This is a genomic window from Microcoleus sp. Pol12B3, from assembly GCF_036701355.1.
Classification (GTDB): Bacteria; Cyanobacteriota; Cyanobacteriia; order Cyanobacteriales; family Microcoleaceae; genus Microcoleus.
The window spans coordinates 1-16,070 of the sequence record NZ_JAUBQS010000055.1; the positions used below are offsets into that span (position 1 = coordinate 1).

The 16,070-nt window shown below is 46.5% G+C and carries 22 protein-coding genes and 1 pseudogene; 2 read left to right on the plus strand and 21 right to left on the minus strand.

Translation table 11 applies throughout. The features are described 5' to 3' along the window. Nucleotides 1–240: hypothetical protein (locus QUA53_RS22400; RefSeq protein ID WP_333099860.1), on the plus strand; the 240-nt coding region annotated here is incomplete at its 5' end. A gap of 111 nt (nucleotides 241–351) precedes the next feature. On the opposite strand, the gene QUA53_RS22405 is transcribed toward QUA53_RS22400, so the two are convergent. The 14 genes and pseudogenes from QUA53_RS22405 to QUA53_RS22465 form a co-directional block, all read right to left on the minus strand. Then, nucleotides 352–1,788 carry an NCS2 family permease gene (locus QUA53_RS22405; RefSeq protein ID WP_333099861.1) on the minus strand — a complete coding sequence of 479 codons (1,437 nt, stop codon included), beginning with the start codon at nucleotides 1,786–1,788 and terminating at the stop codon, nucleotides 352–354. A 34-nt stretch (nucleotides 1,789–1,822) separates the two neighbouring features. Continuing rightward, entirely contained in the window at nucleotides 1,823–2,086 is a 264-nt protein-coding gene (locus QUA53_RS22410; RefSeq protein WP_333099862.1) for a hypothetical protein, read from the minus strand. A gap of 83 nt (nucleotides 2,087–2,169) precedes the next feature. Then, nucleotides 2,170–2,877, minus strand: coding sequence for a Rieske 2Fe-2S domain-containing protein (locus QUA53_RS22415; protein ID WP_333099863.1), 708 nt, complete (start codon nucleotides 2,875–2,877; stop codon nucleotides 2,170–2,172). Nucleotides 2,878–3,485: 608 nt separating this feature from the next. After that, the gene (locus QUA53_RS22420) at nucleotides 3,486–3,863 is read right to left on the minus strand and encodes a nuclear transport factor 2 family protein (RefSeq protein WP_333099864.1); all 378 of its coding nucleotides are present in this window, start codon (nucleotides 3,861–3,863) and stop codon (nucleotides 3,486–3,488) included. Between the two features lie 108 nt (nucleotides 3,864–3,971). After that, on the minus strand, nucleotides 3,972–4,328 hold the full coding sequence (locus QUA53_RS22425) for a RidA family protein (protein ID WP_333168708.1): 357 nt from the start codon (nucleotides 4,326–4,328) through the stop codon (nucleotides 3,972–3,974). A 122-nt stretch (nucleotides 4,329–4,450) separates the two neighbouring features. Continuing rightward, nucleotides 4,451–4,828 (minus strand): hypothetical protein, encoded by a 378-nt coding sequence (locus tag QUA53_RS22430; RefSeq protein ID WP_333099866.1) that lies wholly within the window; start codon nucleotides 4,826–4,828, stop codon nucleotides 4,451–4,453. Between the two features lie 69 nt (nucleotides 4,829–4,897). Next, on the minus strand, nucleotides 4,898–5,842 hold the full coding sequence (locus QUA53_RS22435) for a zinc-binding dehydrogenase (protein ID WP_333099867.1): 945 nt from the start codon (nucleotides 5,840–5,842) through the stop codon (nucleotides 4,898–4,900). Nucleotides 5,843–5,900: 58 nt separating this feature from the next. Then, nucleotides 5,901–6,056 (minus strand): SDR family oxidoreductase, encoded by a 156-nt coding sequence (locus QUA53_RS22440; RefSeq protein WP_333099868.1) that lies wholly within the window; start codon nucleotides 6,054–6,056, stop codon nucleotides 5,901–5,903. A gap of 23 nt (nucleotides 6,057–6,079) precedes the next feature. Further along, nucleotides 6,080–6,673: an ester cyclase gene (locus QUA53_RS22445; protein ID WP_333099869.1), complete on the minus strand. Its 594-nt coding sequence runs from the start codon at nucleotides 6,671–6,673 to the stop codon at nucleotides 6,080–6,082. Between the two features lie 405 nt (nucleotides 6,674–7,078). Next, on the minus strand, nucleotides 7,079–7,447 hold the full coding sequence (locus QUA53_RS22450) for a hypothetical protein (RefSeq protein WP_333099870.1): 369 nt from the start codon (nucleotides 7,445–7,447) through the stop codon (nucleotides 7,079–7,081). A gap of 37 nt (nucleotides 7,448–7,484) precedes the next feature. Next, nucleotides 7,485–7,748 (minus strand): annotated as a pseudogene (locus QUA53_RS29335) (TMEM175 family protein). Nucleotides 7,749–7,834: 86 nt separating this feature from the next. Beyond that, a complete protein-coding gene (locus QUA53_RS22455; RefSeq protein ID WP_333099871.1) occupies nucleotides 7,835–8,128 on the minus strand; it encodes a hypothetical protein in 294 nt (97 codons plus the stop codon). A gap of 105 nt (nucleotides 8,129–8,233) precedes the next feature. After that, nucleotides 8,234–8,662 carry an SDR family NAD(P)-dependent oxidoreductase gene (locus QUA53_RS29340; protein ID WP_445251261.1) on the minus strand — a complete coding sequence of 143 codons (429 nt, stop codon included), beginning with the start codon at nucleotides 8,660–8,662 and terminating at the stop codon, nucleotides 8,234–8,236. 198 nt (nucleotides 8,663–8,860) lie between these two features. Next, complete coding sequence (locus tag QUA53_RS22465; protein WP_333249097.1) at nucleotides 8,861–9,112, minus strand: SgcJ/EcaC family oxidoreductase; 252 nt, start codon at nucleotides 9,110–9,112, stop codon at nucleotides 8,861–8,863. Here QUA53_RS22465 and QUA53_RS22470 point away from each other — a divergent pair. Then, nucleotides 9,053–9,250: a hypothetical protein gene (locus tag QUA53_RS22470; protein WP_333249089.1), complete on the plus strand. Its 198-nt coding sequence runs from the start codon at nucleotides 9,053–9,055 to the stop codon at nucleotides 9,248–9,250. The two genes, QUA53_RS22465 and QUA53_RS22470, sit on opposite strands and share 60 nt — an antisense overlap. A gap of 269 nt (nucleotides 9,251–9,519) precedes the next feature. On the opposite strand, the gene QUA53_RS22475 is transcribed toward QUA53_RS22470, so the two are convergent. The 7 genes from QUA53_RS22475 to QUA53_RS22505 all read right to left on the minus strand — a co-directional run bounded on the left by QUA53_RS22475 (nucleotide 9,520) and on the right by QUA53_RS22505 (nucleotide 16,063). Beyond that, nucleotides 9,520–10,245 carry an alpha/beta fold hydrolase gene (locus tag QUA53_RS22475; protein WP_333093254.1) on the minus strand — a complete coding sequence of 242 codons (726 nt, stop codon included), beginning with the start codon at nucleotides 10,243–10,245 and terminating at the stop codon, nucleotides 9,520–9,522. Between the two features lie 341 nt (nucleotides 10,246–10,586). Next, nucleotides 10,587–10,955: a cupin domain-containing protein gene (locus QUA53_RS22480; protein ID WP_333093252.1), complete on the minus strand. Its 369-nt coding sequence runs from the start codon at nucleotides 10,953–10,955 to the stop codon at nucleotides 10,587–10,589. A gap of 73 nt (nucleotides 10,956–11,028) precedes the next feature. Further along, nucleotides 11,029–11,865: an alpha/beta hydrolase gene (locus tag QUA53_RS22485; protein WP_333099872.1), complete on the minus strand. Its 837-nt coding sequence runs from the start codon at nucleotides 11,863–11,865 to the stop codon at nucleotides 11,029–11,031. Nucleotides 11,866–12,332: 467 nt separating this feature from the next. Beyond that, on the minus strand, nucleotides 12,333–12,806 hold the full coding sequence (locus QUA53_RS22490) for a lipocalin-like domain-containing protein (RefSeq protein WP_333099873.1): 474 nt from the start codon (nucleotides 12,804–12,806) through the stop codon (nucleotides 12,333–12,335). A 30-nt stretch (nucleotides 12,807–12,836) separates the two neighbouring features. Next, nucleotides 12,837–13,700 carry a dioxygenase family protein gene (locus QUA53_RS22495; protein ID WP_333099874.1) on the minus strand — a complete coding sequence of 288 codons (864 nt, stop codon included), beginning with the start codon at nucleotides 13,698–13,700 and terminating at the stop codon, nucleotides 12,837–12,839. A 50-nt stretch (nucleotides 13,701–13,750) separates the two neighbouring features. After that, the gene (locus QUA53_RS22500) at nucleotides 13,751–14,320 is read right to left on the minus strand and encodes a DUF981 domain-containing protein (protein WP_333099875.1); all 570 of its coding nucleotides are present in this window, start codon (nucleotides 14,318–14,320) and stop codon (nucleotides 13,751–13,753) included. Between the two features lie 795 nt (nucleotides 14,321–15,115). After that, on the minus strand, nucleotides 15,116–16,063 hold the full coding sequence (locus QUA53_RS22505) for an NAD(P)/FAD-dependent oxidoreductase (RefSeq protein WP_333099877.1): 948 nt from the start codon (nucleotides 16,061–16,063) through the stop codon (nucleotides 15,116–15,118). Between the last annotated feature and the right edge of the window lie 7 nt (nucleotides 16,064–16,070).

The window sequence follows — 16,070 nt, forward strand, 5'->3', positions numbered from 1 at the left end:
CATTTGTTTTCTCACCGGATGGTCTTGGATTTTACATTCTTTATCTCTATCACATCTTTAAAAAAATGGTATAAACTGATTTGTGTGGTTCACGATGAAATTTTAATAGAGTCTCCTATCGAAGAAGTAAAGCCCGTTAAAGCAATGCTTAAAAAATGTATGGTGAGAGCCGGGAATAAATTTCTCTCTCCGATTCCTTGCGAGGTAGAAATTAAAGTGATGGAAAGTTGGGGAGGATAAACCCGCCCGACCCCACGAAAAATCCCCTGATTGACATTGCTGCAAGATATCAGGGAGATCGAACTTGATATAAGTGATTCAAACCTAGCAGTTGGATCTCCCTATGCCGGCTCAGGCTGCTGAATGATGAAACCGCAGCGACATAAAGATGAACCGAATCACGAAGATGCCCGCCACGATCCAAGTTCCCCCAGACACTTCCTTGGCTCTACCTTGGCAGGTTTTCACAATCGGATAGGCAATAAATCCGATCGACAACCCTTCCGCGATCGAATACGTTAATGGAGTCAGGAAAATCGTTAGAAACGCTGGAATCACTTCCGACATATCATCCCAGGGAATTTCTTTCACCTCACCTAACATCATCGCGCCAACAATAACCAGCGTCGGCGTCGTTGCAAAAGCCGGAATCGCTTTAAACACCGGAATGAAAAACAGCGACGCCGTAAATAATCCTGCCACAACTAAAGCGGTAAATCCAGTTCTACCGCCTTCAGCAACGCCTGCGACGGATTCAACATAAGTCGTCACGCTCGACGTACCGAAGATTGGACCGATTGTGTTGCCAATGGCATCTGCCATCAATGCTTTATTGGCACGCGGCAACTCGCCATCCGGGCCGATATAGCCGGCCCTCATTCCGACACCCGTTAACGTCCCGATGGTGTCAAAAATATCCACAAACAGAAATACAAACAGCACTGCAATCCAATCAATAAAATTCTCGGCATTCAGATTAGAAATGCCCAGAAATGCTTGACCAAAAATGTCTTTTGGCAGTTCCGGCAGCGCAAAAAATCCTTGAGGTGGGGGTGAAACCTTGAACAGCCAAGCCCAAATTGCAGTTCCAAAGATTCCAAATAGTAACGTACCTCTGACGCGCCGCACCACCAATCCGGCTGTAATCGCTAAACCCGCCACAGCCAGTAGCGTGTTCGGTTCTGCTAAGCTGCCAAACGCCGTTTTTGTGGCTGGATTTGCCACAATCAATCCGGCCCCCCCATTAACAACATCTCCTGACATCCCGATGTAGGCAATAAACAAGCCAATCCCACCTGCGGTTGCGTGCTTGAGCGACTTTGGAATTGCCGCGATCAATAACTTACGTACATCTGTCAACGTCAGAAGCATAAAAATTAGTCCCTGAACAAACACGCATGACAGCGCCAACCGCCAATCGATTTTCAGTCCGATTACAACTGAAAAAGCAAAAAAGGCATTCGTTCCCATTCCAGGCGCGAGCCCGAACGGGTAGTTGGCTAAAATTGCCATGCAGAAGGTTCCAACTGCCGACGCCACAGCGGTTGCTACAGCCAATTGCGAAAACAAATCTCCAGGCTGTTGTAGAAAAATCGCGTTTGACAGAATAATCGGATTGACGACTAAGATGTATCCCATCGTCATGAACGTGGTGATACCCGCGAGCGTCTCTGTTCTGAAATTGGTTCTGTAGAAATCAAACTGAAAGAACTCTGCCAGTGCTGCTTGCCAACCTGTGTAGGATTGCTTTGGTGGAATTGGTTTTTGAAATTCTAAATCAGCGCTCATGATTTGGATATCCGAAATTTAATTGAGATAGGAGTTAGGCGGTAAACGATCGTCCTAGACCCAATGCGGCCAATCCTTTGCGATAGGCGATCGAGCTTTTATCCCCGGCAATGTGGACTTCATCTTGCAGCGCGATCGGTAAATCTTCGGAATACTGTTCTTCAACAATGTCCTTATCTTCGCCAAACACTTGATGGTTAAAGTCCAGCGTGTCTTGCAGCGGTCCATCTTTGTCAAAATTGTGGCCTCTCGGCACTACCCAAGCGCGTTTTGCGGCCTGAAACCGGACAGGCAGCATTCAGGATGTCTAACTGCCCGTTCCCAAAGGTAACGCTTAACTTCGCTGTGAACGGCAGCTACACTTCAAACAATCGACGCCACTTAAACCCAGGCGGACTCAGATGCTTTAGATTGTGCGCATAGTTGCTCACCGTGCTGACATCCCGCAGCGTGAAACCCGGGTGGTAGTTGCTCAACGGGATAATCTGGCACTTCTGGATTTTCGCGATCGCCAAAGGATTCGGTGTGAACAAACGCAAAATGACTCACATCCAGAAAGCCTTCGACTTGACGACCTGCGGCAGCTTCGTGAGCTACGCTGGCTGGCAGAACCTGAATATAGTCTGGATCATTCCATGCCTGAAAGTATGGAAAATGCACCGAACCGTTATCCACGAGCCTTACCCACACTAAACCATAGCGTTCGGTGACAGCGTAGGTCGTCAATTTCAGCCGAGCGGGAATTGCGGCATCTGGTTGAGGGGGAATACGCGTGCATTGACCGCTTTTGTCGTAGCCGATGCCGTGATATTGGCATTGGAGTTCATCGTTCTCAACCCATCCCAAACTCAGAGCAACACCACGATGCAAACACAAATCCCGTGCTGCAACGATCGAGCTATCGGAATGTCGAAACAGCACGAGACGTTCATCTAGCACCTTTGCGGCAAACGGTCGATCTGTGACTTGATGCGAGAACGCGATCGGATACCAAAACGGCGCAAGGGCTTTCCAATCAGTTTCACTAAAGGTGCAGTTTCGAGGCAATACAAACGCAGAATTGCACGATAGTTCTTGTATAGTGTGCATAATCCTGTATGCGAAATACCGCTGAAGCTTAAGATATTAGAAAGCTTACTTCTGTACGATTTACTACATACCTCTCTTTTGTCACTTTCGGCAGCAAATAATCTGGGATGGTTATAGCATAAGACTTTTACCAAAAACCTTGATTTGGGCCATTCTGTTGGAAAATAAATGCTCAAATCCTTGATAAACCTACAGTTGAAAATTTGGTTCTCATTTTTAATTTCCCAGAGTGACAAAAGAGGGATACCCCTCTTTTGTCACTTTCGGCATAAAATAATCCGGGATGCTTAGAGCATAAGACTTTTATCAAAAATCTTGATTTGGGCCATTCTGTTAGAAAATAAACGCTCAAATCCCCGCTCTATCTACAGTTAAAATTTGGCTCTCACTTTTATTTTCCCAGAGTGACAGAAGAGGGGTATTTTTCAGAATTGACCCGCATCCGCGATCATGACACGGCTTTCTGAGTATTTATACTCAAGTTTAACAAACCGATCTACTCTCCATTAGCACCCCAACTGTGTGTGCCAGTTGAGGGTGCGGAATGTGGGTTTCAAGTTTCGTTCTCGCAGGTGATGAGAAAAAATTTTCATGATAATCGATTCCTTTTATGCCGCGTTGCTGCTTTCATCCTTGACCTTGGTTTTGATCACGAAAGCCTTTAATTCGACCATCTTGCCGCCGCGAAAGCACCAGACATCGCAGTACGAGTAATGAGCCGTCTTCCCCTCTTCGTCCTTGATTGTGAGGTCGCCGAGTGCCGTGACGAAATCCCCCTCAGCGATCAAGTTCGCAACGATATTCAAAGGCGGTTCCACATACTCCGTTGCCATCCATTGGCGAACGGCTTCCTTCCCTTGAAGGGTCTTGTCGCCTACCAATGTCCATTGCGTGTCGTCCGTGCAGAACGACAAAAATTCTTCATAATTGCCCTGAGCGATCGCCGCGTTTGCCGCTTCTAAGATTGCTTTATTTTTGTCTGACATCTGAATTTCTCCTCTGTTCAAGTAGATGCTTTAACGGAGCGAGAGCGGTTTCCCGATCGGTGCGTCCTTCTTAGCCACCGAATCACCCCGTTGCCGCTTGTGCAAAATTCACGGAACAATTGCAGTAACACGGATTTCAATCCGCATCGTTGGCAGCCCAAGAGCCGCGACTCCTACCTGTGTCCAAATTGGGGCATGGTTGGGCATGTAATGGCGAAATAGCCTGACCATCACATCGTTAACTTCTGGGGGAAACCCGCCAACATGGTAAGAATTGACGTGGACAACATCCTCCCAATCCGCACCAGCAGTTGCCAAGGTTCGCTCTACATTCCGAAACGCCTGGGCAATCTCATCCGCAAGCGGTTCGGGAATTTGCAGATTGTCATCCCAGCCACCTTGACCTGATGTCTCCACTCGATCGCCAATTTTTACCGCTTGGGAGTAATGCAATTCATTCAACATGTATTCCCCATACCCGGGGGTGACAAAAAACTCGGGCTTATTCATGGCGTTCCTTGTGTAGTATATTTGCTCTATCTCGCGTTGCTGAAACGAGTTTGTTTCGGCATCATCCGATTTAGACCCTAATGTTCAGAATTCACTTGCTGTGTAATCACAATGATTTCTGCAAAAAGTAAGACAACTATTAGCCGCGAAAACGCTTGTAAAATGGCTTCCATTGCCCAGTTCTGACCCTGAACTTCCCAGATCATCCAAACAAGATTGAATCCAATCACCAACCAGGGTAGAATGACCGCTGAATTCCGCCTGCGATAGAAACGGATTGTCATCTCCCGCCAAGATGGGAAGGTACTGAAGAGACAAACGAGGTAGGACGCTCCTGCACTGATGAACAGGCTTATTTGAAGACCCGAAGGCAGATTTGGGTATCCAAGGGCGATCGCCGTTAGACAAACTCCCAGTGCCAGATACAGGAAAGTAAACAAGGTAAATTGTTTCATTCTTTGTAAATAAAGCTCAGCGATAATCTATTCCGAGGTGGCTGACATGACTCAGCCGATGAACAACAATTAGTCCACATGCAGCACAGCCTTACCTGAAAATCTTCGCCCGATCAAATCAGCCGACGTTACGTCTGCTTCACGCCACGAAACTGCTCGATCAATATGCGTTTTGAGCCGCCCCTGCTCAACTAACCTCAGCAGACGAGCCAGCCCAGAACTAGCGATTTCCATCTCTACTTCGGTGTACAGCGTGAACCCGTAAAGCGTGCGCTGTCCTCCATTCTCGGAATAGAAGTCTGCCAGGGACAGCTTCATCTCGTTGCCGCTGCTACTGCCATAACAAACGCAGGTGCCTCCTTGAGCCAAAAACGCAGTTAGCTTCCCGACCAATTCACCTCCTACTCCATCGACAATCAGTCGATAAGGCGCGAACTGCTTGGCTTCTTGCCCGGTCTCGGTCACCACCACTTCATCCGCGCCGTAATCTCCCACAAATGCTTCTTGCGCTGGCTGACGAATTTGGGCAACGACGCTGGCTCCCATCATCCGAGCAAGCTGCATGGCGAAGAGTCCCACTCCCCCTGTTGCCCCTGTGATCAGCACCCGACTTCCTAGTAAACGAGATCCCTTTTCCACTGCATACAGTGCTGTTAACCCCGCGACGGGCAGTGTGGCGGCATCGGTATGTGATACGCCCTGGGGAATGATAGCCAGACAGCGAGTCGAAATTGCTACATATTCTGCCCAGCCCTCCGAGCGGATAGAGAGGGCAACAATTTTTGTCCCTGTGGGTGGACCACTGCCGTCCTGTGCTGTTTGTTCAACAACGCCAACGACATCCCAGCCAATTGGAGTGCCCAGTGGATCGTTTTGCGATCGCTTGAGTTCGCCCCGATTCATCGAAAATGCCTTGACGCGAATCAAGCACTCGTTAACCTTCGGAGTAGGAACTTCAGTGTTTTGAAAGGTGAGGTTGCCAACGGCGTTTGGTGAACTCACGAGTCTACGCATCGCCATATCCTTGTGTGTAAAGGGCTATAGTTTCATGTTATAGATAGAACTGTTTCAATCAACTTGCTGTATATCCACCATCGATCACTAAGGGTTGCCCAGTGATGTAGCTGGCAGCATCAGAGCAAAGAAACACAACCTCGCAAACCTGTTTCAATGTCATTCCAGTCAATCGCTGAGAAACATTTAGACCTGCGATCGCAGGTTTAAGCATTGATGGAAAGCTTGTTCTAACCTTTAGTCGCGGTCGCTTGCACGATCGATCAGTGCGTTTGAGGGCAAGCTCGGATCAAGTACCTTGCGCGCACTGTCAACCCCTACAACGGGCAGTGTAACCGGATCAAGTATGCCGAGTTGAACCAATACACTCGCCTGATCCCAGTAGAGGTGTTCATGGGCTAACTTGCCATCACGGAACTGGACAATCGCTACTACTGCCACTTCAATCCGTTTCCCTGTCGGAGCAATGCCAGGTAGCATCCAGTCCATCTGGATGGTATGAGTGAACTTAACTAGCATTTCATCGACGAGTTGATTGGTTCCGATTGTGCGTGAGACCGGAGCCAACTCTATGTCCGGCGGCATCTGTGGAATGAAGTACTTGGAATAAAACTCACGCAGCGCCGGCTTCCCTACTCCCCCAGTCATTACTGGAATGTGATTCACGTAAGCGTACTCAACCATTGTAGCGAGAGCATCTTTAGTGCTGTGAGTACCAAACTCGTGCCCGATATGCTCTTCCCAGACCGCTTGTAAAGCTTCCTGAGCAAGTGTCAGGTTGGGGGTTGCCTGTACATTTGCTTGTTTATCTACAATTTGCTCTTTGACCATGTTAGATTCTCCTAGTTCGTTCTATCTCAACTGTATTGATTCCAATGCTTAACTTCTTTCAGATTCTTATGGTTTTCTTAGTCCCTACTCTTCTAAAACATTAATGATGAGTTTGCCCTGATTCGTACCGTCAAAGAGCTGTTTCTATTCATAGTTCGATTCTGTGATTGAACCTACAGGTCGCGTAGCAAGATACCATTGCCGATTCACCTTTTTTGTCACTTAAATTTCCTCTTGCATTTCTGTAGTTGCTAAAACTCTGAACATGATGATTTTTCCTTTTAGCGCACTGTGACTCCACCAACGAGTCTGCCATAGGTCGCGATCGCTTTCTGCAGCAATTCCCGGAGATCCGCCTCACTCGATGCATCTAATTTCACAAACAAGCATTCCGAACATGGAACTTTATGAGTTCAACGCCTTTTCAATACGACGATCGGGAATGAGCCACAGAACTGCAACCCGAACGTATAATGCACATGCAAGCCAAGGGATTGCAAAAGCAAGTGGAATTGTAACTGCATAAATCAATACCGATAACTTGCCTTTAAAGTTCCGACCAAGAGCGTTTGCAAGTGTGGAATCTTGACCGTGGTGAAAAACAAGTGTGCGGGTCAGAGTGAAGTAGGCGATCGCAGCCAACAAGAGAACCACACCATAAAGCGCCACAGGCAGCGCAGCAAAGTGATTTTCACCCATCCATGCGGTGACAAAGGGAAATATAGCCTTTTTGAAAAAGGTGAGGTACGATTTTTTGCCTGGAAAGCTTGACACTACAGGGTTTCTGTATACCTCATTAATCTGAGAACCGCTATAATGATAACCAGAACAACAAATGTAGGTTTGCCCACAAAGTTGAACCATTCACTTGTCGGACTACCTGAAACAGGTGATGGTGATTGTTCCAGTAAATACCAACATGCACGAAACTCAACACCTAGCTTAGAAAGGTTGGAATCAACGGACGTAGTGCAGCTCAATCTGACTTATGAGGTGTTTTTAACTCCAGTACCATAATGGTGATAATAATAGCAATTACCCCATCACTGAATGCCTCTAACCTACCTTTAACCATTTTTGGATATGCTCCTTGTTTGCTTACCGCGTTGTATAACGGCCGTTTGTAAAAATGGTTGTCCGGTACTCCGTACTGGTTTACTTCTAAGGACTGGTAAACGGTTTACATTTAATCCCCTTCACATTTCGCAGATAGTTCAACTCTGGCTCGAAGTTAGTGGGACAGAAGACATAAACATCGTCCTGAGCTCGGCTAATGACTAAACGGTAGCTGGGTGGAATTCCCTCGGAATCTTCGATCACTTCGATTCTGGGAATCACTTGTGGACTGACTTGAGCGAAGGATGGAGAATTGAACGGTAACAGTACGGCGGATAGAATTGTTATTGTGATTGTGATTGCGGTTATGATTGTAGTTGAAAGAATCTTTCGGTTCATTAGAAAACTCCTGTGGTTTGTGGTTGTGTAATGTTCCTATTGATTTTGATGAGTAAAGTTTGCATTGTTTTCACCCCTACGATTTCAACCCAGTTTCCGACGAAATCAAACTAATCCTATTTGCAATGCAACAACCGCTGCCTGCACCCGATGATTGACACCCAACTTATTCAAGATTCCATGGACGTGAGTCTTGACTGTACTCTGACCGAGGTAGAGTATTGTGGCGATTTCAGGATTGCTATGTCCTGCAACCATTAGCTTCAAAACTTCATGCTCTCGATGGGAGAGTTTTGTTGGTGTAATGACATTTGAAGAGGTGAGTTTTGCTGTGTTCATACATCCTTCTTGAGAATCAACGGTTGACGAATTGTTCACGATCTCACCTGATCCTTGGTTAAACATTTGTTGAATTTCATATTTCATGGACAAGAACAGTCCTCTTGCATTCGTTGACATCAGCTTGTCAAAGTCCTCGATCAATTTTTGGTGCAGTAGTTTGTCAGGAGGAAAATCAATTCCTGTATTGTTAATGGCACAATGTTAAAGGCACAATCGAGTTTGCTGTAAGTTGCGATCGTTATTAAAAACTCAAGATTGATTTGCTTGATGACGCTGCTTGATATCTATAATGAAATCGGTTACTTGACGTTGAGCCTCTTCACTCAGCGAGTCAAACTCGTCCAAGAAGAATTGCCGTTCTAGCGTCAACTTCCGGGCATTGAGTAGCCCTTAAATCCGCCAATCTTCATCACGTTTCATCACGACGAATAGCTGCATCGAATCTCGTGACGGTGAAGTTTTGGGTTGTCCGGGCAGCATTACCCTGACAACTCCATTCATGAGAGCAAGTTGAGGATTCAGCAAGTGGACGAAATTCACGTCACCCTCTAGGCGTGTTTCTTTGACAACCGTGTCGAAAGCTTGCTGATTAAACGCAGCGATCGCTTTTCGACCCTTGAGATGGGTTCCCTCGAACGCGATGAAATCGGCAGTTTCGCTGAACGGAGCAGCGAAGTCTTCACCGCTGCCTCGATTCTAAGCATCAATCATCTGGTGATGGAAAGCACGGATTGCGGACTCGTCAGTAGGACTGGTGAGTTGATTTTGAATTGTTTGTGAATTCATAAGCGCCTCGTTTTGGGATTTCTTATCTAATTGTTTTGGCAGTTTAGGAACACAACAGCACGAAGATGCACTGCTGCGTTCGATCGCTATGAACTTACTGGAGCAGCAAGCGTTGCCGGCTAATTCCGTTTGTTTGATCTGAAGTATAGACAGTACCAATGCTTGATTGCTTTCAGATTCCTACGATGATTGGTCAAATTCTGATCGGTTAGCGCCCTTGTTTCGGGGATAAGCGATTGTCTGTTGTTCATCTCAACCATCAGCTAGTCACGTCCTGCCGCAATCATCTTTTCTGCCAAGCCGACCGGGTTGGAAAACATCACCTCATGACTACCGGACATTTGCACGAACCGAAATAGCCCCAAGCGGGTAGACATTCTGGGATGCCAACCCCAATCGCCTTGAGGAAGGACGTTGTCTTCGGTACAGTAAAGGTAGCTTTTGGGGATGGGCAGCGAGTAAAACTGCTTTAGGTCTAACTTGTCAAGCCACGGTTGATACGGTTCAGGCGATAATTGTGCGTAACTCGATCGAGCCAGTTCGAGGTCAGCGTCGTTGATAAACGCTTCTCGCCAAATCTCAAAAGGTAGCATCACCGTATGATCGCCCGATTGTCTCGCTAGCTGATCGGATAACGCTTGAGAGTGCGGTGGGGTGTTATCGTTGATGCTTTCACCATCATTGAGGACAAAGGCATTGAAGAAGATGAGTCGTCGAATGCGATCGCTGATTGCTTCAGCAACTTTGGCAATAATTGTCCCACCGAAACTATGTCCGACTAGAACGATATCGTTTAAGTCTTTACTCACAATGTAATCGACGACCGATTGCGTGCATTGAGCATGGTTGACGTTTTTGTTCACGCCTTTGCCATGCCCAGCGATCGTGGGCGCAAAAGCATGATGTCCCTTTGCTTCTAGTTGATCAATGACTGCCTGCCAAGCAGAACCATCATGCCAGGAGCCATGAACTAAGACAAAAGTTGACATAGAATCCCTCCTTGTAAATGTGATCTGAAAATCAAGCTCGTCTTTTCTCTCTTGTTCTCTCTTGAAATGGGTCAGTTCGCTGTGTATCCGCCATCGATCACTAAGGATTGTCCAGTGATGTAGCCGGATGCGTTTATGCCTCGTCTATAGCGCGGTTGCAGTACAATCGATGAGTTTGGCAACAGTGTCTGCATGGGCAACCATCACAACATGGGACGTGCTATTCACTACAGCAGTACTCATGATGGCTCCTAGAGAGTTTCAATGAACATTGACTGAAAACGATGGCTGGGTTTCCTAAGATCGTGAGCAATCATCCCTAGCAGTGAGATTTACATGAATCAGACTGGTGCATAAATCGTTTCGTCTTCTTTGCGCCAAGCTGGATCAACTAGACAAACGAAAACAATGGGTTCGTCGCCGTAGTTGTGAAGGAACTGGATTGCATTTGGAGGAATGTAAACCGTATCGCCTGGTTCAATGCGACGAACTTCACTGTCGATCGACATTTCGCCAACACCGCTAATGATGTAATAAACCTCAGAAGTCTTTAGAGAATGGGGAATCGAAGTTTCGCCAACAGGCAAGATCGCATGTGCCAAACTGTAACGCAAGTTGATATCTTGTTTGTCAGGATGAAGCAGTTCGCGCAGAACAGTTCCATCTCCAGCGATAATTTCTTCACAGTCGTTTAGTTTTTGGATCAGCATAAGTTTAGGCTTGCAATTACACAATCGGATCAAGTTCAGGATCTGTGAATTTCGGAGGAGAAAGGGTCACTGATTATTTCTGCTGAAGAAAGTCCAGCAACACGGGATTGACCTGATCAGCGTGAGTCCAGTTGATCGCGTGTGGTCCACCAGGAATGACAACCAGTTGACTGTTTTTAATCAGTTTTGGAAGTCTTGCTGCGGTGGACTCCAGTGGCAGAATGCGATCGCTATCTCCATGAATAATCAGAGTCGGCACATCAATGCGGGGCAGATCATCGCGGAAATCGGTGAGCCAGGAAGGTACACAATCCAAAGTCCCTTTAGCAGAAGCCCCTGCTGCTACATTCCAACTGGCTTGAATCGCTTCATTGCTGATGCGATTGCCAAGCAATACATCAACATTGAAGAACTCTTTGAAAAAGGCAGAGAAATAAGCTGGACGATCGTCAATAATCGCTTTCATAATGCCATCGAAAACGCTTTGATCAACACCCTCTGGATTGTCGTCTGTCTTTAGCAGAAACGGTGGAACGGGAGCCATCAGCACGGCTTTCTGCACCCGCTCTGAGCCGTATTTGCCAAGATAACGTGTGACTTCACCTGTTCCCATTGAGAAACCGACCAGCACGGTATTTTGCAAGTCAAGCTTGGTCATCAGTGTGTTCAAATCGGCGGCGAAGGTATCGTAGTCATAACCAAACGAGGGTTGGCTGGAAGCACCGAATCCTCGGCGATCGTAGGTAATTACTCGATATCCTGCATTCAGTAAAACTAAAACCTGCTTCTCCCAGGAATGTCCGTTCAATGGAAATCCATGAATCAGTACAATCGGTTGTCCTGTCCCAAGATCTTCGTAGTAGAGATCGATGGTTGCAGAGTTTTCTTGACCAACGGTAATGTAAGGCATGAGAGGTTTCTCCGTTGTAAATTGATGATGTGTTTTTGTCTGTTGCATCACAATTGTTATGCAGCGATCGATCACCGTTTTAACAATGCTGTGTTAAGCAGACTTCAAGATGGGGCAAGCATCCATTGCCTACCGTCACTTCAGAACGACAAGAATCCTTCATTGTTGCCTGAGGGCGATCGCCGCGTTTGCCGCCTCTAAGATGGCTTTGATTCTGCTTCGGTAGCCAGCGCGGCACGCACACCAGCATCGAGATTCATGCGGTCTACAAATCGTGACAGGTTCTCAAAGCCTTGTAGTCCGACCTGAGTGTTGCTTGCCCAACGCAGAATGACGAACAGGTAGGGAGCGGCAATCGATCATTCGCCAGTGAGCCAGTTTCGTCCGTCGAGATAACCGAGGATAGCGACGTTTTCAGTGAGTGAAAAGTGATGGTACTTGCCTCTACTTCGTTATCGACAACGAACTCACCTTGCTATAATGCGTTCCCACAGCAGCTCAAAAACCGCTTCAACACCATCACTCAAGGCTGGCGGCGTCACGAGCGTTAGTCGGCTCTCATTAAGAGTAAAGGTGCGAACTAACGTTGTACCAACGCGATTAGGAATTGATGCAATTTTGATCTGGTGAGTTACTGTGTTGCCACTCAACGTATAAGTTCCAGCGTAAGCATTGAATGTTGTAAATGCTTGAGCAAGCTCTTCCACGGGTAAAGATTGCATCTGGGGAGTCAGCGGTGATCTGACCTCCTGACTCAGCGGTGAGCGATCGCTCCTAGAAAACATCACCATCATGTGACCATCTGATGTGTAAGTGATGTAGCCAACCGGATGAGTTCCATACACGTCTGGAGTCACCGTTTCATCAGCGTAAATGGCAGTTGCAGAAATTAACTTCCAAATGCCAATTAGCAGATTGTTCTGGATTGATGGTGTAGACATAATGTGCAACCATTGCTTGATGATTCTCCGCTAGAGAGTAGCGGGTTTCAACACAAAATCAAACTCAGTCGTGTAAAACGGTTTACTTTGATTGTGTGCCTTGAGTTCGTCTAGTGCTTCGTGCTTTTGCAATTGAACGATCGCCGATCGCACTGCAAAGGTTGTATCTGAATCCAGGTGAGGATCGCCAGCAATAAAAGTTTGTGTTGTCAGTGGAGTGTACTCCGGAGCATTGAGTTTGAAATGGATGTGAGCCCCGCGCCAAGGATGCCGTCCCAAGAGTCGCAGCACCTCGCCACATGGACCACTGCTTGGCACTTTGTAACCTAGTGGCACCACGGTTTCAAACCTATACGTTCCACTCTTGTTCGTTTTGAAACGTCCCCGAAAGTTCCCCAACGGCTGAGATGGCTCTTGGATGTCATAAAATCCTTGGGAACTGGGTTGCCAAACATCAATCAGAGCATTGGCGATCGGTTGACCGTTCAAATCTAAAACCCTGCCTGACAGGAAAAGCGAATCTCCTTCTGTATCAATACCCAAGCGATCGCCCATCTGCCGTTCTGGTGCATTCGGCACATACAAGGGTCCTTCTAAATTGCTTTCTGTACCGCGATGAGCATCGTTCAGCAATTCTACCAACTCTGAAATTCCCAGTAGATCCGTCAACAAATGGATCTCTCCAGAGGGAATCTCCTGAGTGTGATGACTTGCCTGGTTGAGAAAATTACGTCCCTGCTGCAATTCTGATTCAGTCAGATTCACCTCACGCACAAAGTCATGCAAATGTTGAACCAAGCTCGTGTAAATTTCATAGAGTCGTGGGTGAGATTTGCCGCGATCGCCATGATTAATGACGGCTTCAGTGATAGTGTCAAGTGTGATTTTCTGCACGATCAAACTCCTTTTTAGTTACGTGATTAATGATGGTTGTTTTACGGCGACTATCTTAGCAGGGGTGTCCACTTCGAAAAGTCCGCAAGATGCGCCCAGTAGGCAGTCAATCCGATATAAGCAAAGATGAGAGCTGCCACACTTAACACAATTGCTCCAATAGTTCGCAAGAGCCGGGTTGATTTGAGAGAGAGGGTTGGTACGGAAAAAATTCCTCCTAAGCCAACGAGAATGAACCCAATTCCTGACAGCAAAGGAAGTTGTGTTATTCCCAGGTTTATGATGCGAAAGCCAATTAGAAGCGATACCAGTCCTGCAAAGAATCCATAAATGCCCAGGGTAAATAATTCCCAACCCATTGCCAGAGCTAGGGAAGTTCCTAGAAACAAAATGCCAAACAGAACAGTTGTTTCACCAAAGGCAACATTGAAACTACCAATAATGGGCCAGGTAAAAGTCATGTGTAAGCCAGTGACTAAAGCGATCGCGCCGACTACACCAAAACCAGGAATCCAGCGTTTCTGATTTGAAGTACCAAGACCAAAATACACATAGGCAGCTAACAGAGCGAGTCCAGCTGATAGATTAATCAGCATGAGTGTAAGGTAATCGATAAACATTAGACCTCCTGCAAATGTTCGGTTTTGTTAAGACTTAGACAAAAACTGAAGTATGCAATGCCTGTCGCATTGCTTTGTGTACCAGTTTTGGCTTCAGAAATACTCTGGCGTTATTGAATACAGGTATGAATTCAAGATTTCCCAATTGCTATAAACCAACTATGATGAGTTTTCTAATATCAAGCGAAAAGTTAATTCATACCCTGAATCAGCAACGCCGTTTTACGGCGACTATCTTGACTTATAGTCTGTGCCCTAATCTAATTGGCTACAGCTATAGTCTGGTGACTTGATGCTTTCAAGACTCATCCTGACGATTTCGTGCGGCATACCAATCCATTCAAGAACGATGAGATCAGCCAGCGAACAGGCACCGGGCATATGATAGAGTTTTATGGAATGTCCCTTATCGCGGAGAATGTGTTTTTGCTTCCTATCTGCTGTTTTCATAGTCTGAGTGTAATGATTCCTAATGCTCTGTTTCTTTCAGATTCTTAGGATGTTTTGTCAGATTCTTGTGCAATCACCTTCAAGACGCAGCGTGGAACCGAGCGTTCTGTCGAGGAACGCGCGGATCAACGTTGCCACCTCCTCTGCATGAGTCTCCAGTGCGAAATGTCCGGCGTCGAGCAGCAAGGATGGTAAGGTAAGAACCAAAAAACCACAAAGATTGCATCATTAGATCGCTCTGTAGACTTGATATGTAATTAACACGCATGACTTTCCCTACTCTCTTGGTCTATGAAACTAGACCAGCCACGATGCTTGTTCTGATGAAGATTGAATTACCTTGATTTAGACGAAATCTTCCATAATCAGAGAGTGATTTAAGCCGCTAGCAGCAACGCTACCCTGAAAAACAGCAGCGACGATCACTTGCATGGGTGAAGTGATGTCACCTGCCGCATAAACGCCTTTGACGCTAGTTTCGTTAAAAACATTGGTCGTCTTGATTAAATTGAATTCATTCAACTCACAGCCTAACTTTTCAGCTAGGTTTGAACGGAGTGTTTGCTTTGGTCTGATCAGTATTCCGCGACGCGCAATTTTCTCATTTGTCTCAAAAACAATGTTTTCCAATTGTCCATTATCGCCTTCGAGTCGGATGATTTTCTCTTCGCGAACAAGAATTTTATGGTTTTTTAACAGTGTCCTTTGATCAGCGGTTAGATCGGCTTTGCCGTTGGTGCAGAGGACTAAATTAGCACTCCAATTTTTCAGCAATGCCGCCATTTCGATGCCCGTTTCGCCATTTCCAACAATGGCAAGCGGCTCGTCGCGCACTTCCCAGGCATGGCAATAGGGACAATGAAACACGCTTTTGCCCCAGAAATCACCAAAGTTTTCGAGAGCTGGAAATTCATCCATTACCCCGAAAGCCAGCAAAATTTTGCGCGTTTTTTTTATTGTGCCATCCTCAAACACTACTTCAAATTGATTGCCGGATGGGGTGATTTCCTTGACCCCGATCGCTTGAAATTCAACGCTTTTATAAGGTTTGAGTTGGTCGCGCCCAATGTTCAAAAGTTCATGCGGACTGATGCCATCGCGGGTGAAAAAGCTGTGCGACTCGTGTGCGGGAGCGTTACGCGGATTCCCTTTGTCGCAGACTAACACTCGACGGCGACTTCTGCCTAAAAGCAGTGCCGCACTGAGTCCAGCGGAACCGCCACCGACAATGACGCACTCGTAAATCTCTTTGTTTTGGTTCATCATCTTTTTCTGTTCTACAACTTTGGACATAATCATC